Source organism: Pseudoalteromonas sp. Ld20 (assembly GCF_045064175.1).
Taxonomy (GTDB): domain Bacteria; phylum Pseudomonadota; class Gammaproteobacteria; order Enterobacterales; family Alteromonadaceae; genus Pseudoalteromonas; species Pseudoalteromonas neustonica.
In genome coordinates this window covers 1-23,531 of the sequence record NZ_JBISHB010000033.1, presented here as the reverse complement: position 1 = coordinate 23,531, position 23,531 = coordinate 1, and the positions used below count along the sequence as shown (strand labels likewise).

General features: G+C 37.6%; 17 protein-coding genes and 1 pseudogene. 7 read left to right on the top strand and 11 right to left on the bottom strand.

Features of this window, described 5'->3' with window-relative positions; translation table 11 throughout:
- Positions 1-119 precede the first annotated feature (119 nt).
- The gene (locus ACJJVX_RS08700) at positions 120-1,433 is read right to left on the bottom strand and encodes a hypothetical protein (protein ID WP_054453747.1); all 1,314 of its coding nucleotides are present in this window, start codon (positions 1,431-1,433) and stop codon (positions 120-122) included.
- Between the two features lie 513 nt (positions 1,434-1,946).
- On the opposite strand from ACJJVX_RS08700, the gene ACJJVX_RS08695 reads away from it, so the two are divergent.
- Both ACJJVX_RS08695 and ACJJVX_RS08690 read left to right on the top strand, forming a co-directional pair.
- Positions 1,947-3,095, top strand: a complete 1,149-nt coding sequence (locus tag ACJJVX_RS08695) for a hypothetical protein (RefSeq protein ID WP_054203462.1) — start codon at positions 1,947-1,949, stop codon at positions 3,093-3,095.
- Between the two features lie 154 nt (positions 3,096-3,249).
- Positions 3,250-3,723 (top strand): YqhA family protein, encoded by a 474-nt coding sequence (locus ACJJVX_RS08690; protein ID WP_054203463.1) that lies wholly within the window; start codon positions 3,250-3,252, stop codon positions 3,721-3,723.
- A 348-nt stretch (positions 3,724-4,071) separates the two neighbouring features.
- Here ACJJVX_RS08690 and ACJJVX_RS08685 read toward each other — a convergent pair whose 3' ends face one another.
- Positions 4,072-7,350, bottom strand: coding sequence for an ImpA family metalloprotease (locus tag ACJJVX_RS08685; RefSeq protein WP_170173026.1), 3,279 nt, complete (start codon positions 7,348-7,350; stop codon positions 4,072-4,074).
- A 261-nt stretch (positions 7,351-7,611) separates the two neighbouring features.
- Between ACJJVX_RS08685 and ACJJVX_RS08680 the strand changes: the two genes are divergently transcribed.
- From ACJJVX_RS08680 to ACJJVX_RS08670, 3 genes are all read left to right on the top strand, one after another.
- Complete coding sequence (locus ACJJVX_RS08680; protein WP_342884311.1) at positions 7,612-8,508, top strand: LysR substrate-binding domain-containing protein; 897 nt, start codon at positions 7,612-7,614, stop codon at positions 8,506-8,508.
- A 95-nt stretch (positions 8,509-8,603) separates the two neighbouring features.
- Positions 8,604-8,792, top strand: a complete 189-nt coding sequence (locus ACJJVX_RS08675) for a hypothetical protein (RefSeq protein WP_054203466.1) — start codon at positions 8,604-8,606, stop codon at positions 8,790-8,792.
- Positions 8,793-9,404: 612 nt separating this feature from the next.
- Positions 9,405-9,713 carry a hypothetical protein gene (locus ACJJVX_RS08670; protein ID WP_054203467.1) on the top strand — a complete coding sequence of 103 codons (309 nt, stop codon included), beginning with the start codon at positions 9,405-9,407 and terminating at the stop codon, positions 9,711-9,713.
- A gap of 144 nt (positions 9,714-9,857) precedes the next feature.
- On the opposite strand, the gene ACJJVX_RS08665 is transcribed toward ACJJVX_RS08670, so the two are convergent.
- A complete protein-coding gene (locus ACJJVX_RS08665) occupies positions 9,858-10,445 on the bottom strand; it encodes an ACP phosphodiesterase (protein WP_405631084.1) in 588 nt (195 codons plus the stop codon).
- Positions 10,446-10,502: 57 nt separating this feature from the next.
- A complete protein-coding gene (locus ACJJVX_RS08660) occupies positions 10,503-11,645 on the bottom strand; it encodes an AraC family transcriptional regulator (protein WP_249365781.1) in 1,143 nt (380 codons plus the stop codon).
- Between the two features lie 232 nt (positions 11,646-11,877).
- Between ACJJVX_RS08660 and ACJJVX_RS08655 the strand changes: the two genes are divergently transcribed.
- Positions 11,878-12,681 carry a DUF2306 domain-containing protein gene (locus ACJJVX_RS08655; protein ID WP_170173028.1) on the top strand — a complete coding sequence of 268 codons (804 nt, stop codon included), beginning with the start codon at positions 11,878-11,880 and terminating at the stop codon, positions 12,679-12,681.
- A 388-nt stretch (positions 12,682-13,069) separates the two neighbouring features.
- Here ACJJVX_RS08655 and ACJJVX_RS08650 read toward each other — a convergent pair whose 3' ends face one another.
- Both ACJJVX_RS08650 and ACJJVX_RS08645 read right to left on the bottom strand, forming a co-directional pair.
- Complete coding sequence (locus ACJJVX_RS08650) at positions 13,070-13,291, bottom strand: DUF805 domain-containing protein (protein ID WP_082355627.1); 222 nt, start codon at positions 13,289-13,291, stop codon at positions 13,070-13,072.
- A 51-nt stretch (positions 13,292-13,342) separates the two neighbouring features.
- Positions 13,343-16,141 carry a hypothetical protein gene (locus ACJJVX_RS08645; RefSeq protein ID WP_405631081.1) on the bottom strand — a complete coding sequence of 933 codons (2,799 nt, stop codon included), beginning with the start codon at positions 16,139-16,141 and terminating at the stop codon, positions 13,343-13,345.
- A gap of 132 nt (positions 16,142-16,273) precedes the next feature.
- Between ACJJVX_RS08645 and ACJJVX_RS08640 the strand changes: the two are divergent.
- Positions 16,274-16,424: pseudogene (locus ACJJVX_RS08640) on the top strand (transposase family protein); the annotation flags it as partial.
- Here ACJJVX_RS08640 and ACJJVX_RS08635 read toward each other — a convergent pair.
- The 5 genes from ACJJVX_RS08635 to ACJJVX_RS08615 all read right to left on the bottom strand — a co-directional run bounded on the left by ACJJVX_RS08635 (position 16,375) and on the right by ACJJVX_RS08615 (position 22,892).
- A complete protein-coding gene (locus ACJJVX_RS08635) occupies positions 16,375-16,698 on the bottom strand; it encodes a hypothetical protein (RefSeq protein ID WP_235575731.1) in 324 nt (107 codons plus the stop codon). The pseudogene ACJJVX_RS08640 and the gene ACJJVX_RS08635 overlap by 50 nt on opposite strands.
- Positions 16,699-17,306: 608 nt before the next feature.
- Positions 17,307-18,005 carry a DUF805 domain-containing protein gene (locus ACJJVX_RS08630; protein ID WP_405631079.1) on the bottom strand — a complete coding sequence of 233 codons (699 nt, stop codon included), beginning with the start codon at positions 18,003-18,005 and terminating at the stop codon, positions 17,307-17,309.
- 554 nt (positions 18,006-18,559) lie between these two features.
- A complete protein-coding gene (locus ACJJVX_RS08625; protein ID WP_405631077.1) occupies positions 18,560-18,847 on the bottom strand; it encodes a hypothetical protein in 288 nt (95 codons plus the stop codon).
- The gene (locus tag ACJJVX_RS08620) at positions 18,831-19,805 is read right to left on the bottom strand and encodes a transposase (RefSeq protein ID WP_405631074.1); all 975 of its coding nucleotides are present in this window, start codon (positions 19,803-19,805) and stop codon (positions 18,831-18,833) included. Before ACJJVX_RS08620 ends, ACJJVX_RS08625 begins: the two co-directional genes overlap by 17 nt.
- Positions 19,806-19,940: 135 nt before the next feature.
- A complete protein-coding gene (locus tag ACJJVX_RS08615) occupies positions 19,941-22,892 on the bottom strand; it encodes a COR domain-containing protein (protein WP_405631071.1) in 2,952 nt (983 codons plus the stop codon).
- Positions 22,893-23,531: the final 639 nt, after the last annotated feature.

Sequence of the window (23,531 nt, the reverse complement as noted above, 5' to 3'; positions counted from 1 at the left end):
AAAGACGAACTTATTTTCAAAAAAACGATATGGCTGTTCTATCTTTCATTTCAGTTGCAAAAATAACAAAGGCCACGAGAACGGCCTTTGTTATTTTTATTTTTATTTTTATTTTTATATTAGTCTAGCTGTGCACTCATAAATAAATACACATAATTACTAAACTCAGGTTTAGTTATATGCCCACCTTCAGCTATCGTATCTAATAATTTTGCATAGCTTTGAGCATCAGTCGCATTGCCACCATAACCATATAGCAATAAAGTTAACTCTTCCAACACCACTTGGTCTACAGGTTCAGGAAAAACACTGCCAAAAGACAAGTTAGGGATTTGCCCTGAAACACCGCCACTGATATCCCAATCAAATCGAGTTTCAGCGGCATCACTCACCAAAAAGCTATAGCCCCAGCGCGCTCTAGCAAACCTCTCATCGACATTACTAAAATCAAAGTTTAACTGCGAATCGTTTGCAAACTGCATTAAATCGAAGCCCAACCCCGATGATATCTCTGGTAAATCTGTAGGTATATAACTGCCATCAGCATTGACACTGCTTCGAGCGTAGCTGTTGAAGCTCACTTCTACATTATTCGCATTACTTTTTTGTGAGTTAACTTGAACATAAAAGTTATGCTCAGTAACTGTTGGGAATACGAATAAAGAATCATCACCACTAAAAGATACGAACTGTACAAACTGATATTTACTCGCCTCTTCGATATAACCTCTTGTGCTAGAATAGCCATTTTCTTGAGTTTGCTGTACGGCCACTTCTACGCCTTCATGGCTAAAATCAGCTTCGGTCAATTTGATAACTTTGGAATCTTGAGGTATTGCTATTACGGCTGCTTTAGCTTCAACAGCAGATTCAGTAATTGCCGTTAAATAGAGTTTTTCTTCACCTGGGCAAATATATACTGTATCTGTAAGCTCATTCCCTGCTTTGTATACTTTATAGTAAGCTGCAATATCACCTAGGTTTATTGTATCCACCCTATATTCCTCACAACCACAATTTTGATTGTAGTTTTCGAAATAAAACTTACCTAGGTTGTTTCTATTTTCAATATCAAGCTCTGTTAATATCTGTGTGTATTCTTCTTGCTGATAGTCCGTCACATCACCTAATACTGAAAGATGCTTAGTGCCAGTGGGTAATTCACCAGAAAATAGGCCTTGTTCATCCGTTTTTGCTGAACCTATTGAGTTACCATCTTGATTATGAAAAACGATGTCAGCTTGGTAAGGCGTATCAATCTCGCATTGATAAGAAAGCGCTTGTAGTGAAATAGTCTGTGCTTGATTAGAATTCCCACCATTAGAACCAGGTGTTGTAGGGGTCGTATTATCACTATTAGATGATGACCCGCCACATGCTGTTAATGCTACTGTAAGTGCAGCCACAAGCGGCGTAAGTATATATTTATTCATTATTAATCCATTCAGTTTTTATGCTATTTTTATTATCTCAGCTAAGAGCGTGCTATAACAGGTTGAAAGTTAAAGAATTGCAATAAATTGTAAACAAAAGCGAAAATAAAGTTACTCAAAAACTTACCCATTACTGACATTAACCTATACGCAGCATAATACGCCTTCACTTAATTATTAGATCAGTCAAAAAGCAATCTGTGCATATTATTTTCATCGCAGCTCGTTTGATTAACCCCACCAACCCCACCATTAAGCACCAATAGCTTTTTAGCTTTAGCTACTTAAAACTTTACCTTTTACACACCAACCTATTCCTTCTTGATTTATGATAGTTTTCTAACGGAGCTCATTACTAAATTTGCCTAAGCTAGTACAAAGGTATACCAACTCTGCATATGCTCACTTCCCATCTTGGCTTGTATTAACCGGCACTCAGCGATTTTATTTGCACCAGCAACGCATTAATAAGATAGTAAGTCTAATAAATAGCGCTAACCGCATAGGACCTCCATGATCAAACAACTATTAGCCACTAGCTTAATGCTATCTTCTTTTTCTACCTTGAGCGCTAACTTAACAGTTGAAGAGTTACGCCTTGAAAAAGCCGCAACAGCAATGCCACAGGTTTTAGCTGCATTTTCTGATGATTTAACGCAATTTGAACACAGCTGGAAAAGCCTAAAAAACTTCAAGCAAGCAACAGACTTAATACATGATTACTCAAGCCAACTTTGGCAAGACGCTAAAACCCGTATTGTAACCAGTAAAAGTTACGATGATCGCGAACTATACTGGGCTCGCTTACTTTCGAGCAAAGTAATTCGCACCACAAAAACTGAATTCCCCTTAACTCCAGCACAGCAGAGTACCCTGTTAACTATGTTAGAAAACGGCAGCCGTGGTCGCACCGATCTTGCCTACTCTAAAAGCACCGCAAAGAAGATTTTACTGACTGGTTTTGACCCATTCTTACTTGATCGAAACATCAACCAAAGTAATCCATCTGGCGTAGCCGCATTATTATTAGACGGACAAGTGATCACTTATAAAGGCATTAGCGCAGAAATAAATACCGTGATGGTGCCTGTGCGCTACGAAGATTTTGATCAAGGCATTATTGAAGCCCTACTTGCACCTTACTACGCACTAAATAATGTCGATATGATAGTAACTGTAAGTATGGGGGGTAAAGACTTTGACCTTGAGCGCTTTCCGGGCAAACGCCGCAGCGTCACCGCTCCAGACAACGCCAATATTGTTTATGGTGGCACAGCAACAGCCCCTAAAATACCAAGCTTAAACGAGCGCCCGCTACCGGGTAACGAATTTGTAGAATTCAGCCTACCCGTTACACAAATACAACAAGCTAAAGGGCCATTTACCATAAATGATAACCACAAAGTCATTACACTTGAAAAAGCATTTGAACCCAACAGTTTGAATAAACTAAAAAATGCCATTGCAGTAAAAGGCGGTGGTGGTGGCTACCTATCGAATGAAATTTCGTATCGCAGTATTCGCCTGCGTAACGAGTTAAATTCAAGCATTCCCACAGGGCATATCCATACTCCACGCATTGCACAATTTGAACCAGAAACAGAAGCAAAGATAGTTAAACAAATTCAAGCAATGTTAGAAAAAAGCTTAAAAGCATTATAAAGAGAATCATAAACCACTATTAGCTTTACCAAGCTGGTAGTGGTTCAATCAAATTCCCCACGCCCCCCTAAACGAATAAATAAAAATACCTATTAAGTAAACTTTGTTAAACTAAAATTCGTATAGGCATTAGTAAAGTTATAAGTTGGATAACATGGAAAAGATTTTTCAAAATAGTCGATTTTTAGTCATCATAGCCGTAATCACCGCAGCATTATCAGCACTGCTGGTTTACGTGTCATGCATTAATATTGTGTTTAATATAGTAAAAATAACTATATTCAATTTGCCTGACTCGGCTAAAGGTGGAAAAGAACTCATAGTAGAGTTACTTAAAATTCTCGATTTACTCTTAATCGGGATCACATTACAAGTTATCGCCATCAGTTTGTATCGTCTATTTATAGCGCCCCCTAAGTCAAATGAGATTCAATTTTTAGCCGCATTCCACATCAAGGACTTTCATGACTTAAAAATAACTCTCGTGCAAGTCACTTCTGTCGTACTGGTTATCGTATTTTTAGAGCATGCAGTTGAATTTGGCGGCGCCTTAGAGACTCTTTATTTAGGTATTGCTACCGCCGTTGTAATCGCCGCTTCTACATTTGCATGGCGCTCAATGAAGTAGCTCATATACCCAAACCACCTAAAGATGCGAGCGTCGTTGGAATTTAAAGCGATTTAGGCAAGGCATTGATTGCTAGTAATAATGGTTCTATTTTTAAAATCAATCCCTTATAAAAGTAACCTAGTATAAATCGCTTTAAAACCAACCCGCGGGGCGTTTAACTGGGACTTACTCTCATCATTGTTACTTCTTAAAAGGGATTGCCATTGTTGCAAAGTAACGCTGATATTAAGCCACTGTGAAACGCTGAATTCTGCATTTTGAGGTGGCTTGGGTATGTAATATCAAATTAACGACATAAAACAGGTCGAAACAACACTTTCGACCTGCTCTTTTATAGACAGGTTATTAATTGTTTGGCCATATTTGCACACCATCCACTTCAACTTGAGTGTGATTTAACGAACTGCAATAACCTTTTTCACTCGCAGCAAAATACACATCGCCTAATACGGGATAATTTTTACTATTAACTTGCTGCTGCGCTTTAGCCGAAGTTGCCATTCCCCACAGAGTAAAATAATTGCTTAAATTAAGCGACGTCACCTCTGACAATGCAATCAGTAACCAATCATTATTAGTTATCAACTTTGCCTCTGCGAGTGTGTAGTCATTAAAGCCCAATGCATTTTTTTGCGCTTGCCAATTACTCTCATTGTTATCGGCTTGGCTAAAAGCACGTTCTATAATGTGTAGTCGTGGATATAAATGCCAACCATTTTCAAGTTTGTTATATGCTTGTGCCGCCATCATAATTTGTAGGTAAATGGCATGACTTTGTGACCATTCGGACATAGCCAACCCTTGCATGTAAGCAAATGGATCAGGCTGCTTTTTACTATGTTGTAAATGGTTAAATAAACTTTCAAACGGTAAACTTTGGCAGTTTGCTGAATTACCTGTCTCATCTTCAAAAAGCGATTTAGTGTAATAAGAATAAAAGTTTGTATTTGAATGACCGCCAAACCCATCTATACGAAAACGCCCTTTTTCTAACCCATGGCCAAGCTCATGAATATCACCATGACCAACAGGGTTAAAATTCCAACCTGCATCATATGGATTACCAGAACACCCCCAACCGCATGTAGGTTGATCTGCATTCATGTGCTTTACAATATCAATTGTTTGCACTTCAAGATTACGGCTAGTGGCAAAGTCATGGATCTCATTAATCACAGAAATACCAGGACCTTTAAAGCCCGCTAACACATGAGGGTAATTATGCGTATAACGCACAACCGCATTAGCAAAGTCAGAAGCGATTGGCCAGTAACCTTCATTAATCGATTGTCGCATTTTCTCAAGTTTTGAATGTATTTCAAAGCCATCCGTTGCCACTTCAGCCCAATCGAAATCGCCTTTTTCTAGTTGCTCTGCAAAAAGCACATCATCAACGGGGCTTCGCCAATATGGATGCTGCCCTACACTTTCAAACTTAAAACTGACCGATATATTATTTTTATCAAACTCAACTTGGATAGGCCCACCATAAGGTGACGTAAAATATACCGTTTCATTGCTAGCAACTGGAACATGAATCGATTGTAATTTAGACGGTCGGTTATAACCATTTTCGCTCATAAAATGAGTGGCACCATCGCGTAGTGAATTAACAAATATTTTGGTAGATACCGCTTGATTATCAGTGCGAGTAATAGAAAACGTTTGCCCAGGTAAAGCATATACCCCAGCAGAGCGAAATTTGGGTTTGCTTACCATAGTCACGGTTACCACTTTAGGCGTTACATGGCTAAAATCGCTGCGGCTAAAATTTCCCATGTCGGTTTGCTTTGGGTTCACTTTTCGTAGATTCACAACCGAATGATCAGCAAATAATGATTTAAAAAAAGCATTCGTATCACTACTTAGTTTATCCATCGGAAATATGACTGTTTGGCGATAGTGATCGCCTAATAACGCTAGTAACTTATGAAAACGATGCCCCTCACTTTCAAATATCATACGTTTATTAAGATCAAACTCTCTTAAGTCATTTTTGATAATTTCTGCGGCATCAGCAAACTGTTGTTGGTACTGGCTTTGATCTGGGCAACTGCGTGTATCACAGCTCGAAAGGTCGACAGTGAAGCTATCGTTTTTAAATCGTAACAGTAGATCTTTAACTACTTGAGCCGCTGCGGGTAAAGTGTTGTTAAGTCCGTTTGAATCCCAATCTTTCAGCTCTAGTCGATGCCAGTAATTATCTGCAATAACATTTATATTCATAAGCTCAAACAAGGCTTGTCCTAACGGTGTTTGACTACCATCTCGTTGAATATAAAGTACCGCTATATCTCGTGCTAGAGCTTGTTTTACCGCTGCTGCTATTATCTCAGTGTTATGTTCTGTACGCAGGTGCTGCGAAATAATTAATACATCAATGTCGTCAGTTAAGCAGCCTGTTAGCGCTGTATTATCACATGCGCCAGCTTCGTTATAACTCACTTTGTCGGCAAAGTGGGTATCGAACCATAAACGTGTTTGACTTTGATCTTTAAAGTAATAACTCTCATCAAGTTGCGCCATAACTAATTTAAGCGGCTCAGCCAAATTAATGTTGCGCCCTGCTAACCATGTAGAGCCATTACCCAAAAATGTCTGCATTTGTTGGTTAATTTCAGTGCGAAATGGGTTACTACCAAAAACTAAATAACGTCCGCTGTTATCTTTATTATTGCCTGCAATAGCTAAAGGCTGCTCTTTACTTTCATACCCTTGTTGCCAACTATTGTTTGTATAGAGCACAGTTTGATTAAACGGATACTTTGCTTTTAATAAGGTTGCATCCCATGTTGGGTTCCAACTTAGTGCCGTTAATGGGCTCTGTGAATCATATTGAAACAATGCTTGTTTGATGGTTTGAAAGCGCAAACTATGTGCATCAACTTCAGCTAACGCTGCGTCTAATAATAGCTCACTGTTTGGTACATCTAACGCATTACCAGAAACCAAAGCCGTTTCAACATAACTAGGTGAAATGGTGATAATTAATTGTTTAACTGTTGTCACACGAGCATCTGATAAAGACACATTTAACGTTAACTCAGCAACATCAGCGTCTGTTGCTATCCCAGTTAGCTCAAAAGAACGGCTATTAAAAGACAGCCAATTAGGCAGTTCAGCAATAGATACACTAACTGGATCTGAGTTTACATCACTTACTTGCAGAGTTAATGAAAATGCTTCACCCGCTCTGGCGGCAGCCTTTGTCGTTATTAAAATTGGTGGTGTATTTGCTCGTTCTTGTACTTTAAAAACTTGCTGTTTTGTTTGCTGGTTTTCACTATCACTAAACTGAAACGTAATAATGTGCTCACCCACATCTTTATAAGCAGGTATTCCTGAGAATGTTTGCGTCGTAGCATCAAATACTAACCAGTCTGGCTGCAAACTAGGTGTAACAGTAACTAGGTCGTTTTCAGGATCTTTAAAAGTTAATGAATAACGATACATCAGCCCTTCATGCGCATCCAAAGGCGCTGACAATAAAATTGGCGTTTGATTTATTACTTCTGTGATTGGCGGATCAATAATAGGAGACTTATGCTCATCACTCCCCCCACATCCGCTCAAAAAGGAAAGTAAAAAAGCAGTTATAAGCGATGACTTGAGGTTGGGGCACATTTTTATCATTATCAACTAAAGTTACAGACGATCATTACTGGTATTATAATCTCATATGCAAAACTAATAACTAGCAATAAACACTTATATTCACCCCAATCAAACCAGATCTTTTTGCCACTGATAAATTCAATAAAGCTAAATAACACCAATAATAAAGCGCAGTAAAGGCAAGCCAGTACTCACTTTATATTGAATTATATTCACCTATTGCTGTTTTTAATTTATGCTTGAGTAAATTGCAGCTAGGCATCATTATAAATGAAACATAAATACCCTCCCCTTCACCTGTTAAGTATTTTTGAAGCCGCTGGACGTCTAGAAAACTTTAAAGCCGCCAGTGAAGAATTATTCATTACTCCATCAGCTGTTAGCCACCAAATAAAAGCGCTTGAAGGGCATTTAGGGTTTGCTTTGTTTCAACGAAAAAGCCGTGGTGTAGCACTCAATGCAGCAGGCGAAATGTATTTAAAATATGTGCAGCGAGGGCTAAACCAGTTTGAAGATGGTACTAAAAAGTTGCAGCACCACTTTTCGTCCCCTGCCCTTAAAATATCTTGTTTCACTTCCTTAGCCAGTAACATTATTATCCCACAACTTGGTGCATTTCAAGCTGCCCATCCAGATATAGAAATCAAAATAGAAATAGGGAATAAGCTGTCGGACTTGCGCTACGATGATATCGACTTAGCGATTAGGCTAGGTGATGGTAATTGGCCTAATACTATGACGCAAAAACTCGTTGATATTCAAGTGGCAGCAGTATGCTCACCCACCTTTGCCAAACAACACCAACCTCAATTATTAACAGATATTAGTCAATTACCGTTAATTGACTTTACCTATATTGACGACGCATGGCAGCAATGGGCAAAAGCCATGGGGGTAACACTCAACAGTAGCAAACGCTCACTTACATTTAATGATTACGAGTCTGCAATGAATGCAGCCACACAAGGATTAGGTATGACGCTTGCCATGTTTCCTATTGAAAACACGTCACTGAGTCATGGGATGATTGTCGCACCATTTAATGAATTTATGCCCTACCCAAAATCACTGTATGCAGTTTATCGACAAGAAGATGCTGAACGCCACGATATTCAATGTTTTATCAATTGGCTAAAAAAGTCAGACCTACTGCTACAAAATAGATGAATGCTGCTCACCCATCGAGTGAATATTATCCTTTTGTGCCGCTAACCATTTGTTTCTAAAATAGCCCATATATTAGCAAACACAATGAATAGCCCATGCTCAATAAAGCCTTACTGATCTGTTATCGCATCATCGCCACTGTGATTATCCTGATGCCGTTGATACTCAACGTCGTTATGCGAGGTGACGTAGTAGCCTCGTTTATTTATGTACCATTACTTGCCCTTGTACTGCTACTTATTGCTGTTTACTGTGATGATAAGCTGGTGCGATTTATCACTTAGGGCAAAAGGTCTGGTTTTATCAAAACAACCACCTGGATCATAGTGTTTATATTTGCGTTGTAGCTGTTTTATATACCCAAGCCACCTCAAGATGCAGAATTCAGCGTTTCACAGGGGTTTAATATCAAGGCGTTACTTTGCAACAATGGCTATCCCTTTTAAGAAGTAATAACGCTGAGAGTAAGTGCCTGTGAAACGCCCAAAGGGTTGGTTTAAATAAAAACCTAACAACGTTATAACCTTGATTTAATTAGTTAAATTGTTCAAATATTTTTGCCGATTGGTATTATCACATCCTCTACATTGTGGAGCTAATTTGTCGTGATAAATATCGAACTGCAATAGGCTCGTGTTAAACCGCAAGTTCGGCTTCAACCCAAAAGCACGAGATTTGAAGTTGCAAATAGATTTATTTCATACACCTTTTTTCATAATAAATCACAGTAAATTAGCCACCAATTCGCAAGTTCTGCACCTACAACAAATAGCCCATATGACTTAGCTTTTGGATAAGATTTAGCTTAACTCTTGCTTAAAGTTGTTGGCACTCTGCAAGCTCGGTTATAATCCACCTATCTGGCTGCATTTTTAGCCTCTAATTGGATTAAAACGATGAAAAAACTTTCTGCAGTGCAAATAAAACAACAAGCAGTGGTAATAAAAACTGCTGATACACTTGAAGAACAAGCCCGTACTGAAATCCCTGGCATGTTACAATGCTGGTTTGATGTGCAATATCACTTATTTCCAAGTTCTTTGCTACTGTGCTTCCAGTTTGAAGATCAGCAATCGTTAGAAGCGGCAGAACCCGATCTATTAAAATGGCAAAAACGCTTAAGTGGCGCGATGTTAAAAAAAGGCGTTATTTTAAAAGACATGCGTAGGCATTTAGTTTTCACGTTAAAAGGGCCTGATGAGTAAGCCAGGTTTAGCCATCAATCAAGACGATTTTAGCGGAATTATTTTTTATTTAGGTCAAAATTAATTCCGCCAAGCGATACCTCTATATCACATAACTTTCAGGCTAAAGCCTGACCTACATTAAAAACCATTTACGTTACCATCTTAAGCTCCCTCAAGAGCGCATTGATTCACATGCTTAATCAACTCAGGGAAGAATGCTAAAAAAATAGCATCTAATTCAGTGTAATAACGGGTAATATCTTCAGCAGCGCCAGTAAAGGTGTTAGTAAAACGAATCCGCGCAGCAACATTATCAAGCGCCAGCCCCACCCCATCGACAGTTTCGTACTCTTTAAACCAATCGTTTTCTGTCATGCTGGTTACTACGCGTTGCATTCGCGCTGGCATAACGGGTATACGTTTACCCAAAAGCCCATAACTGGTTTGCTTAAAGTCATTTAGTGGTTGTTGATTAAAAGTATGCCAATGCTGAATAAGAAAATGATCAAACAACACATCAATCGCAACCCCTGCGAAGCGCCTACGCTTAGGAGAAAAATACTGTTTCGCTTCTTTTACAAAAGGGTGTGAATCAGTGAATTTATCGACTAAATAATGATTATCTAGCGCATTTTTAACCGTGGTGGGTATCTGTGTTAACTGCCGTTGGCCACCAAAATCTCCCAGTAAATTCCCAAAATGTGAGTCGGCAGTAGGTTTTGCTAAATAAAGGTGGGCTAAATAATTCAAAACAGTCCTACGATAGTTAATACAACCTAATGCATATTACTAAGAATCAATAAGTATCTACTCAACCAGCCCTGCAAGGATCGGACTTTGATAGTCACTATTTTGTTTTCGATATTCATTAGGAATACTCCCTACGATAGCTTTAAACACCCGATTAAAGGTCGCCAGAGACGAAAAGCCGCTCTCAAGTGCAATACTCAAAATACTCCACTCTTTAGCTTGCTCACTTGTTAATAACGCTTTCGCATAATTTACACGGTATTGGTTAATAAACAGGTTAAAGTTAGCTACTTTATAGTGAAAGCGAATCGCCCGGCTAATTTTATATTCAGGCACCATCAGCGCTTGAGCAAAATCTGAAATTTTAAGATTCGTTTGTAAAAATAGCTTTTTTTTGTTTATGAGTTCAGAAATACCAGCTATCAACTCAGTCGGTACTTGCTCTTGATGATGAGTGCTATTGCTAAGATGCTTTACTTCATCGCTATCAAAACCAACCTCACTCTCATAATTTTGAGGTGATGTTTGCTTGTTGGAGATACTTGCTTGAAGTGCCATGACTGCTTGCATCGCTAATACAATTAACAGCGCAGATGAAGTAATAATTATGGGGTTATAAAGCTCAATTTCAGCTGGGCTAAATATAAATACAGGTAATATACTGGCATTAAAAACAGCTAAAAAGTACGCACTAGCAAAAATCACTGATTGCACTTTTTGAGCGTGCGTTTTGCTATTAAAGCCTCTCATCGACTCCCAAAAAGAAAGCACTAAAATGCACGATGAAAGTAAACCTGTTATTTCATTCATGCCTTGTTTTAACCGCCACATTACATGACTGCTAGAAAGTGCTTGCGGATCAAGGCTAACTAAATAGTGCCATGTTTGATTAAACATGATCAACAGCGCGATGGTTACAGCAACTGCCACATGTCTGCGTGAAATAGGGTTATGCTCACGGAATAAAGCCCGTGATATTAACCATGATGCATTACATGTTGCACAAGTAAATAAGCCAATAAAATACTGATATTCCCCCAAGCTTGGTGCACTAATTTTTTGAGCCCCCACCATACAAAGGGAGCCACAAAATACCACAAATAAATAATGAACCAGCTGCTTATCTTTTTTCAACGCATTTAAAAACATTAACCCCATACAAACAAAAAGAAGAAGATAATAAGGGGAATAATTTTGCATAATAGCGTGCTCTTAAAATGACGTTTTAACAAACAACGTGGGCTGAATTACATAGTACAAATTAACATACATATTGGCAAAAAAACTTTGTTAGTGAATATGTCTATACCGCCCTCGATAATTGCAAAAATTTATCAATATATCGTTGCTCAAATTCCGAATTTGATAAGAAACCGCCCTACAAGCCCTTTATATTGGTGTCATCTGTATCATTGATAAAAAGAAAACACCAATGCCTAAAATTAAAATAACACCAAATACACTGCTCAATAACAGTAAAAAAATATGGTTCACGTGCCTATTGATGGCACAAATCTGCTTTGTTACTTACCTCGCCTTAGGGTACGGGCTCACGGGGATCACTACGGGAATATCTGGCTGGAGTCGTCTAAATAGCACCGCCTATGTTGCCAGCGACCCCATCGGTAATTCAATGTATGCGGTACATGTATTACTCGCCACCGTGATGATAATTGGCGGTAGCTTACAGCTCATACCCGCAATAAGAGCAAAGTATACTAAGTTTCATCGCTATAATGGCCGCGTGTTCGTATTGTTAGCCTGTACCATCTCTGTAGCAGGTATGTACCTTATGATAGCCAGAGGAACCGTCGGCAACACCTTAATGCAAGGACTAACTATATTTGGTGGTTGCGTGGTTATTTTATCAAGCATATTAGCTGTTAGAGCCGCCAAGAAACGTAATATTAGCCTTCATAAAATATGGGCAATACGCTTATACCTCGCAGCTAATGGTGTACTGTTTTTTCGTTTGATGATTTTTGCTTGGTTCTTACTATTTGGTACTTTAGGAGTTGATACCACAACATTTACCGGTCCAACCGTGCTAGCTGTAAGTATTTGCTCTTATGTGATCCCTTTACTAATTGCTGAGCTGGTAAGGCATGCCGAAACTACAACTAATAAAATTATTACAATCGCCACAGCAAGCTTAATGGTGTTGATATCCATTATATTCTTGGTGGGTTTATTTGGAATTGTGCTAGCCGAATGGTATCCGGCGATAGTTGGTTAGTAGATGGTAATTCGATGAGTGAAAAATATAACGCTGCTAATTGGATTAACAACCCTGACTTTATTTATATAAATGAAGTCAGGTTTAACCTTCGTAATTTTCACCCTCGTATTGAGCTAAATATTCACCACTTAGCTTAGCTGTTGTACTTTATTGAGTGAGCGCATCACCAAAACGATTTGCCTTCTGCTTACCTTTCGCAAAACCTAAGTAAATATACCCAAGCCACCTCAAGATGCAGTTTCAGTTGGAGTTAAAAGCGATTCAGGCAAGGCATTGATTGCAAATAATGGTTGTTCCCTTGTTAAAATCAATAACGCAGTATGAATCGCTTTTAAACCAACCCGTTGGGCGTTTCACAGGCGCTTACTCTCATAGTTGTTACTTCTTAAAAGGGACTGCCATTATTGCAAAGTAACGCCTTGATATTAAACACCTGTGAAACGCTGAAGTCTGCATCTTGAGGTGGTTTGGGTATAATACAGCTAATCGAACCGATAAAAGGAATTAAAAAGCATAACGTCATCCAGCCAGATATATTAAGGTCATGCCAACGCTTAATTGTCACCATAAGATTTATCCAAATCAAGCAGCCTAATGCTACTTTCATGGCTCAAAGTATTAAAGAAAAGGGGTCACTCATTGACCCCTTTAACCTTCGCTATTTAACAACTGCGGTTATTCCTAAATACTGATCTTCCACACTTGTATTTTTTGTTACATCAACGGTGAACCAAGTTTTTTCATCAAGATTAAATGAGAAAGCTCTTCGAGAAATAGAAGGTTGTGTAAAGCTGCTATCTGAAACAATCCCCATAATAACGCCTTGCTCAGGTTCTGTAATAAAACCATTTGCACTAGTTATCGTTTCATTTAAAGTAAAGTCAGCTAGCACGGTTACTGTGCTGTTATTTGGATTAAAAAGCATTAATTTAGCGTTATTTGTTAAATAATAAAATAAACCATCAGATGCTTGGAACAAAGGTGTCCCTGGTAAGTCAGTTAATCCGTCTTTAGGTCCTGACACTACCGTGGAAATTGATATTTCAGAAGAAATTAACTCGCCTAACACAGCCTTATGAATGCGAACTTCAGTATCATTTTCAATTGCAGTAGTCATAACATAAAAATCGCCCGACTCATTATCAGCAGCGGCAGCAAAGGGGATCTTCCATGCGCCAGCAGCAACACTGCTTGCTTCAGGCGAAAATAAAATAAAATTACTATCTGGCCGACCGTTTGCATCTCTATTATTAACATCCACAAACCATAATCGCTGGCCTTTTGCACCGTTATCTTCTACTCGCAGTGCTGGGGTAATAAAGCTTAGTTTATCATCATGTGCAACTGCGCCAGTAAAGTCTGCATCAAGAATGCTTTCACTCTCACCAAATAAATACAATTCACCACTCGGCTGACCTGTTTTTGCATCAAACGAGAGTAGCCCTGCAACATATGGATAATACTCAGCACCAGCAATAAAGGGCGAGATTGGATCAAATATCTCGTAAACGACTGTGCCCCAAATTTGACCGTTTTTTGTTTTAGCAAACCCTTTTGGAGGGTTCACCGCACGAGTGTACCAGCGCCCATCGTTTCGTTCAGAATCGGTATCTGGTAGTGCAAAATCTTGTATTTTTTTTGTCGTAATATCTAAAGTCCATACCCCAACATTGCTGCGCTGTGGATTCACCCCTGAGTTGACTCGATTTAACGTCCCCCCTAGAACAACACCGCTTTCTAGCTGCAAGGGCTTGCCTAAAGGAAACCCTGCGGTGGCGTTACCTAAGGGAACACTTACCACTTCAGCAGTCACACGGTCATACTTTATAATTGCACCATGACCATGCTTACCACCTAGTGTAGCCAGACTCACTACATAGCGGTCTGCCCTTGGCTCAGCTGGCAAACCACCTATGGCAGGCACACCATTAATCAAATAACCATCATTTACACTTCCATTGAATAAATTTTTACGTGCCAAACCATTGTAGTCATAGCGATCAATGAGTGATGGCATCACTCCTGCGTCTTGTAAAAGTGATTCAAGGCTAGTATCTAAAAACTCAGAATTGCTTGTTACGGGCAAATTATCAATGTCACCCCAAAATTTACTCACAATGTAATTATCAAATTGGTTTGCGCCAATAGTAGACGTTGCATTAACAAAGTGATAACCCGTTGTTCGGCTTGAAGATAAACCAACTGGTACTCGGCGTTCACTTTTGCCAGTCCAGTAAGCGCTTAGCCTTGCACGATCTAATAGTTGGTCTGTATTTGTAATTTCAAAAAAAGCTGCCGCATCGAGTTCCGGCGCAATATTTGGCCCATCCCCTGCTGTAAGTAAATAATAATCAGACCCATACTGCCTAATTATTGCAACCGGATTTTTTGCGCCTCGGCTACTATTTAATACACCAATATCAACGCTATTTACCGCGACAGCAGGGCCATCTTTTTGATAGATCCAGGTATTATCTGGCGCTTGCTCTGTAGCAAACACAAACTCATTGCGCGTAATGTCATAGCTAGCCTGAGGAGCTGGCTGACCAAGTACTGCATTGACATCATCATCATCTATATTATTGCTATTTATATCAACAAGACCCCATGGCTTCGACCAATCTAACGTATTACTTGGTGCAATCGCAAAAGCCTTGGCAGGAACATCATAATTCAATTGCGTATTATTTTTTACGCTATAAGCACTGGCAGTAAAATTTGATACCAAAAAAATCACATCCCCTATCGGCGTGCTCGCAAGAAGAGGTACCATAGATACTTTATTTATTCTTTGTTTGTAGTCTTTATTTTGACCAAATTCATACATTCCATAAACCGGCGTGAATTGCCCATAACCATCACTGCTCACATCAATATTAAGATGGACTAATGCCCCCGATGTCACCTGGCTACTGTCTACAGGAGGCTGCGGTAAATTCGGACCTCCCGATTGTGCAATCATCATTAAAGAACGGCCATCAGGACTTATAGCTGGTGCAGTAAAGTATTGCGATAAAGGCTTACTAGCATCGGCAATATAAATAGGTGGAATTGTTGCAACATGCTCTAGGCTATCTTTCTTTGGATCAAATACAACAACATCACCACGTAATCTATTCGGTATAATCCCGTAAAACAAACCTGTAACAGAATTAAAAGCAAACCCCGCCTGGGCATCAATTACTCCCATATCTAAGGGGACAGAGCTTGGTATGGGTCCTCCTTCAGCTGTTACAACATCCTTTACGCTTACGGAGCTTGAATCAAATGTGGTCCAACTTCCTATCCCTTTACTCCCACCTGTAGTACTTGTAATTAGCAAAGAAGTGATTGGATCTTTTACAGGATCCGTTACCGATGTAGGGGGCTCATTGACCTTATTATTCTTTTCATTACTATTATTACAAGCACTTAAAATAAATATTACACTCAATAACCCAATAACTGATCGTTTCATAAATTAAACTCATCAAAAAAGTAGTTAATATAGGTATAGCTTTGTTTTAATGGAGTGTCTAACATGCAGGGCAGGATCATACTTTGTAAACATTTATAATTTATGATCTAATACTATAAATTTCATCGCTTTATATTCCTTACGTCCTTATTCTCCCATTTAGAACTTGTAAAAGATAACCGCTCAACTATCAACCAACATCATAACCTTGTCGATGTGCTTTTTCCTTATTATTAGTGCTGTAACATCTGGATGTGAAGGATGGCAAGATATTGAAGTATATGCTGTAAGGGCTCGACTGCAGAAAGGGGTCCAGAAAGGGAGCAAATCTTGACATCAGATATCAAAGCACTTTCGAGTTTTTCAAATAGTAATTTAACATTTTTATCTTCGATCATTAAGGCATTCATCCTTCCCACCGTTTTAGATATTGCAGAATAATGCTGAACATTAAAAATATATTCTAACGCCTGCAAATTTAATCCCGTTAAATCTTGGCACAATTTAATGGCAAACCAACGGGGTAAGTTTTTCTCTTTTCGCCCCTTTTTAACCATTACTATATCATCTACTTCAACACTAAAGTATTGAGCTAGGTAAGCAATTACATCATCTGCTGAGTACTTTTTAACAACAAGCTTACTTTCACTATTTGGTGATGCGATATAGTCCTTTTATGTTTTCAATAAAATCCTCACAGCCCAGAACCAACAATAACTTTTTAGCACGATAAAAAGCGCTTATTTCTTCCCTGTTTTCAAATTCCACAAACTGCTTATAAGCTGCATATTTACGCTTTTTGCCTTGGAGCGAAAATATAAAATCTCGAACGAGCCATTTGGGCGTCGCTGCCCTTCTAATGAAAGCTTAATAGCTAGACCACTTATATTTAACAAGCTCTTCTACCAAGGGTATACTCGTTTCAATTGGGTTACGGTTGTAGATATCCATTATATTCTTGGTGGGTTTATTTGGGATTGTGCTAGCCGAATGGTATCCGGCGATAATTGGTTAGTAGATGCTAATTCGATGAGTGAAAAATATAACGCTGCTAATTGGATTAACAACCCTGACTTTATTTATATAAATGAAGTCAGGTTTAACCTTCGTAATTTTCACCCTCGTATTGAGCAAAATACTCACCACTTAGCTTAGCTGTTGTACTTTATTGAGTGAGCGCTTCACCAAAACGATTTGCCTTCTGCTTACCTTTCGCAAAACCTAAGTAAATAATACAACTAATCGAGCCGATAAAAGGTATTAAAAAGCATAACGTCATCCAGCCAGATATATTAAGGTCATGCCAACGCTTAATTGTCACCATAAGATTTATCCAAATCAAGCCCCCTAATACTACAAACAAGGTTAAGTACATAAGCCCTGTAGAGAACCACGTTTCTTCCATAGGGTAATCCCCCATATTAGATAGTCCATGAATAATTGATATAAACAAAACGGTATTAGACACAGCAACAAACCAATAAATACTTCGCGTTACTCGACCTCGCCATGATAAAAGAATGCTCGCAGCAGAAGTATTAAGCACTTTGCTACTCCATAAATTAAATAAAAATGCAGGCAGTAATATAAAAACACTAAAGTTGTATATTAAACGAGCGGTTAGTAGATATGCTTGATAATATTCAATGGAGAAAGGAAGAAAGCTCCCCGCAAGGGGATACATGTTATAAAAAGCTGATGAGACTAAACAGCAAACGAGAAAGCTCACCAACCAATAGCGCCCTGGTATATTTTTTAAAGACAGGCTAATAGCTAAAAAACAAATATAAAAAAGAGGCTCAGATAAATAATAAGCAATGTTGATTGAATCATGAAGACAATCGAGTTCGGTATTACAAAACATTACAGTCCTTGTAGTGTGCATATTAAAGTGAAATGTAGGCTACCCGACTCAAATTTTTTGTCAACAATATGAAACGGTACAAAGGCGCAGGCTGAACAGCTGTGCCTTCATTAAATTATTAAAAAAACATATTATTAAACAAAGTGCCCGCCTAGTTTAGCTTTTTTGCCTAAAACCCCTTCCAAGCTGCACAATTCCAAGTCCTGTAATTAACAGTGTGCAAATAATAAGGATAAATTTACTGACAAAATATGTGCCTGCCCTTTTTTATGCTCACTCATAAAAGTGTGTGCGTTTGAGGTGAACAAAATAGGCTATACACAAACTTATTTAAAACCAGCGAGTGTGATTTTAAAATTAAAGTCTCTTTTGCAAAAAAAGTTATTGTTCTTCACATCTATTTCACACCTGCGTTGTTACCGTTTAACCAATAAAACAAAACAGGTTTACCTTATGCCATTCATTAAAAATAACATTCTTCGTTACACGCTTATTACAGCCATAATTATATTACTTGCAGGCGGGAAGAAAAGAAAAGGAAGAAAAGAAAAGGGTCAAATCTTGACTTCACACATCAAACAATCTCGAAGTTTTTCGTATTGTAATTTAACCTTCTTATCTTCAAGCATTAATGCATTCAACCTGCCGACAGTTTTGGATATAGCTGAATAATGCTGAACATTAAAGATACCTGCTAATGCCTGCAAATTTAATCCCGTTAAATCTTGGCACAATTTAATGGCAAACCAACGGGGTAAGTTTTTCTCTTTTCGCCCCTTTTTAACCATTACTATATCATCTACTTCAACACTAAAAAGAAAAGGGTCAAATCTTGACTTCACACATCAAACAATCTCGAAGTTTTTCGTATTGTAATTTAACCTTCTTATCTTCAAGCATTAATGCATTCAACCTGCCGACAGTTTTGGATATAGCTGAATAATGCTGAACATTAAAGATACCTGCTAATGCCTGCAAATTTAATCCCGTTAAATCTTGGCACAATTTAATGGCAAACCAACGGGGTAAGTTTTTCTCTTTTCGCCCCATTTTAACCATTACTATATCATCTACTTCAACACTAAAATGTTTAGCTAGGTAAGCAATTACATCATCTGCTGAGTACTTTTTAACAACAAGCTTACTTTCACTACTTGGTGATGCGATATGGTCTTTTATATTTTCAATAAAGTCCTCACAGCCCAGAACCGACAATAACTTTTTAGCATTATAAAAAGCGCTTATTTTTTCACTGTTTTCAAACTCCACAAACTGCTTATAAGCTGCATATTTACGCTTTTTGCCTTGGAGCGAAAATATAAAATCTCGAACGAGCCATTTAGGCACCGCTACCCTTTTAATGAAAGCGGAATAGCTAGACCATTGATACTTAGCAAGGTCATCTACCAGCGGGGTGCTCGTTTCAATTGGATTACGATGAATATACCGACTAACATGCAACAAGTAGTTATCAGCATCCACCAAAACCGCTTTATATCGCCCTCTAAACAGCGCACCGTCTGTGTTATGAGTTCGATTAAAGTATTGAGTATAAAGGCCATTAATATGCTTCATGGCTCTACCTAAATTAGCATCGGGGGTTTTGATTAGCAGGTGGTAATGATTAGTCATTAAACAATATGAATGCACTTCAATATTAAAGCGAAGGCTTGCTTGCTCAATGCAATATAAAAAATACTTAAAGTCGTCATCGTTTAAAAAGGTATTTTCACGGCCTCTTCCACGATTCATTACATGATAAAACGCATTCTCATACTCTATTCGCAGCGGCCTAGACATAGTAATCAATTCAATAAGTAGTAAATTATAAATTTAGCCCACCAATGTCCGAAGTCAAGATTTGACCCCTTTGGTTTCCTTGTTTAATGTATTGCATAAAACTGATGCTTGCTTTATGCAACACAATTCAAATATCTATGGTTTAACACCAAAGTTGATTACAATATGGACTATTATTCGATCTTCCGTACTTCCATCTATCTCAACATAATTGTGCCCCACTTTAAGTACTGACTTATCTGTGTACATACGAGTTAGATCTCTAAAGCCATCAAAATTTTTCTGATATTTGTCCCAAAAACTATCGAAGTTATTAACTTTTGCATAGGTGATTAAAAAGTCGAATGGGTTACCTTGTGTATTATAGTTATTAATAAGCTTGTCAAAGTGAGTTTTAATTGTCTTTTTTACTACACTGTTCAAGCACATGGCTTCTATAAGTGTAGCTTGTTGACCAAATTGATTCATCATGACTAAATCACGTTCACCAACCCTCACTCCACTACCACTAAAACCACCCCTTGACTGATCCTTTATAGAATAACCACTGGAAATTAAAGACTCTCTCAACCTATCATTTATATCATCCTCTTTTTCTTTAATTATTTTAGATCTAAAGTCAGTAAGTCTAAGAAGAACGTTTATAATGACATGACTTAAGCTCTGGATACTGTAAGAAAGCTCAGGTGTTTTATATAACCCAAGAAGTTGATCTACTTCAACATCAATATCATCAACCTCCCCAGTTTCAGGATAATTAACTTCAACTTCAATAGTCTTTTTTCCTTTTTTATGAGCACGTTCAACTTTTTCGTAAGCCACATAACCTATAGGCGTTATAAAGTTATTACCATAGATCGTTATCTCTTCTTTGTAAGGGAGTGCATTATTATCATTTGCTTGTATTTGTGAATGCTCTATCTTTTGTAGATTCGATCGTAACCATTGCAATAAAGATCTCGCATCTTCATTTCTTGTTGATAAATAAACATCGATACATTGATTGGGTTCATCCGAAATAATTACACCTTGGCATTCACCGTGGGCCAAAAATAAACCATGTCTCCAATACTTAGTTGTGTTCTCGTCAACATATGAATGCATTCGGACTATAAGTTGAGGTAATACATTTGATTTTAATAAACCAACCCTATGGTAATTAAACCTTATATTTAATCCTTGTTTATAACGCGTTTTGTCAAATTCAGGCATTACAGAAGGAAGTCTCATTGGTATTAACAAGTCAGAGCTTGATGATAAACGAAAGCCTAATTCGAACTTAATTAATAAATCAATAAGCCATTGCTGCTGGGGATGTGAATAACCTTCTTTTAAAATTTCACTAATAGCTTCCTCGGTATAAAGCCCTGGATTTTCAGCAGGGCTTCGGACTATTTTATAAACCGCATTTGTCACCCATTCAGGCTTCAATATTTGAGTGAGTTTTAACCGAAAGTCATTTGGATAAGCAATTACAGTTCCTATACTGTTTAAAATTTTAAGTAATGCAGTTTGCAAAGGAGAGCCCAATACACCTGCTTTTTGACACTCATCCTCATAAATGTTTTTTTCAATAACGTTATGTGTCTCTTTAAATGTTTCCATTGCACTTTTTACAATGTGCCAACTCTCAGGTATCTGCCTTTCAATACCTGGAAGTTTTGGTAACTGCTTTGAAATAGATTTATTTAACTTATCTATTGAATCGCCTATTTTGTGCTTAACGTCCTCGGACAGAGAATTTAAATTACACGCACTTGTATAAATTACATCTACCACTTGAAAAGTATTTTGATACCTTTGAAGATCAAACTGATAGTTTAAATTTTGGTCGCAATGATTCACTACTACAATTATTGGGGAGTTTTCACTATAGCTTTTTATTGTATTAAACCAGTGTAAATCTCTGGCTTGATTATCTTCTTTTTGAGCATCTATTACATAAAGGTATAGACTACGTTCGGTCAAAAAAAACTGATGAGTTTGATGAGTAAGCTCTTGACCTGCAAAATCCCAGATATGAGCTTTATACTCGTTAAAGTCTAAGCTTGAAATATCAATTCCCTGTGTAGAGGTTTGGTTCTCATTATGTTGATTACCAAGCAGCCTATTTATAATTGATGTTTTGCCCACTCTCTCATCACCAACAACTAAAACCTTTGCCTGTTTCAACGGAGATGATTTACTGTTTTGGATAGCTAATAAAGTTTGTATTTTTTCACTAGGTTCAAGGTCGTGAAAAGAAAGATCTGGTATGGGTAATAAATTATCTTCAATATCAAACATAAACAGGCGTTCTAATTTTAGTAAACTATCAGGTACCTTTATAATCCTGTTACTTGACAAATTTAAAAACTCTAACTTATCAGAATATCCAATCGCCTCAGGTAAAGCATTTATACTGTTATTATTAGCCGCTAAAATAACTAATTTTTTTAGTTCAAAAATTTCAGTCGGTAATGCTGATAAGCGATTAAAGCTTACATCCAGTAAGGCAAGTTTTTTCAGACAAGCGATACCGGAAGGGATTAATTCAATACTATTATTACTTAAACTTAACCCCCCCAGGTTAAAAAAGTTGAAAATCACTTCAGGAAAAAGAGTAAACTTATTATTATCTAAAGTTATTTTTTTTAAATTTATTAGATTTGATGTATTTTTTGGTAATTCAAATATTTCATTGTTAGAAACATCTAAAGATTCTAATGACGTTAAATTACAAATATTGTCTGGTATTTCTTTTATTTTTAGATTAATAAGTTTTAAGGCAGTTAATTCGGTAATGGTTAACACTTCTTCTGGTACATAGCCTAGATTAAAACCCTCTAAATGCAATACCTGTAAATATTTGCATTCTAAGAGAAGATTCCAGTCTACATTGCTCTCTTCTATCGGCTTTATTAATAAACTAGTAAGTTCCCCTTTATCATCAACTGAAAAGACACCGCCTTTATCGTTAAGAAAACGACGAAGATCATAATCAAGAGCTTCTGCTGAATCACTTAATTGCATAAAACCTCTTACCAAAGGTAAAAGACCATTTTTTATTTTAGGTAGATTTTCTTTGCTATTTGATTTTTTAAGCATATCTTTGCCGTCCTTAGTTTTCAGGTTTTGAATATATCAGAACAATTAAAAAGAAACTATCAGTTAAACAATTACTTACTACTTATCCATAAGTTGACACATTTATCACCCAAACCTATAAACTCCCTCGCCTGTATACCATAATCTAAGTAATTAAACCAAAGGCTCAGGTCTTGCTTCTTTCCAAAAGTAACCCAAAACCCCTTTAACAACTAATTAGCCCATAACCCCCATAAAAGATCAAAGTCATGAAAGAATTTCTCTCGCCAATAAAAGCCGAGCTTTGAAGCATTTAGATTAGTGCTAAAAACCGCATCAGTGGTAGCCCCACCTTTTTTAATAACCCATAATTCCTAACACCTTGTATCTTGAAACTTTCCCGTTTATATCTATAAACTCCCTCGCCTGTATGCCATAATCTAAATAATTCATGAATTTAGTAACTTGGCGGTATTTCAACCGTTGCAAGCTAACTTAAAGGGTTTTTAAATGGCTTATCAAGAGTAAACCAAAGGGTCACCCATTAGAGAGTTCCGGTCAAGCAGGCAGCTGTGTTTTCTTGATCTCTTTATTCAAAAAACCAAGTGTTGTTACTTTTTAAACTCACTTTAAATATGACTATGCATCCAGTAATGACGT